We start from the raw sequence: 492 nt of genomic DNA, 5'->3' as shown, positions 1-492 counted from the left end.
GATTCACATTCTACTAAAAATGGTATTACAGCTATTCTAGGTAATTGGTCGCTTGAATCAACTCTTGATCCAAGTTCCGTTAATCCAGATGGTGGCGCAAGTGGCTTGGGTCAATGGTTAGACAGTCGTCAAACTGCCTTAAAAGCTTACGCTAAAAAGCACCATAAAAGTTGGCAAGATGCAGCAACACAATTAGAGTTTGCCCTACATGGTGATGATCCAGCTGATAGAGCCACTTTTAAGTCAGTTTTGGAGGGCAAAGGCAGTGTTGCTTCCCTTGCTGGTAAATTCTCAGCTGAATGGGAACGTGGAGGCTATAACGCTGGCCATATTGCTCGCGCTGAACAATTAGCTCCTTCTATCAAGTTTGCCAATGGCGGTATTACGGAAAAGCCAGCTATTTTTGGTGAAAAAGGTCCAGAAATGGCAATTCCGCTAGTTCCAACCAAAGCTACTCGTGCTTGGGAATTAATCGGCAAAGCAGTTGGCATA

At 44.1% G+C, this 492-nt stretch carries 1 protein-coding gene; it reads left to right on the top strand.

What is annotated here, in order from left to right; all coding sequences use genetic code 11:
• The coding region (locus H3V04_RS08795) for a phage tail tip lysozyme (protein ID WP_198188193.1) at nucleotides 1-492 on the top strand (492 nt) is incomplete at both ends.

The organism is Bifidobacterium sp. M0353, assembly GCF_016100645.1.
Lineage (GTDB): Bacteria > Actinomycetota > Actinomycetes > Actinomycetales > Bifidobacteriaceae > Bombiscardovia > Bombiscardovia choladohabitans.
This window is presented reverse-complemented; position numbering and strand designations above follow the sequence as displayed.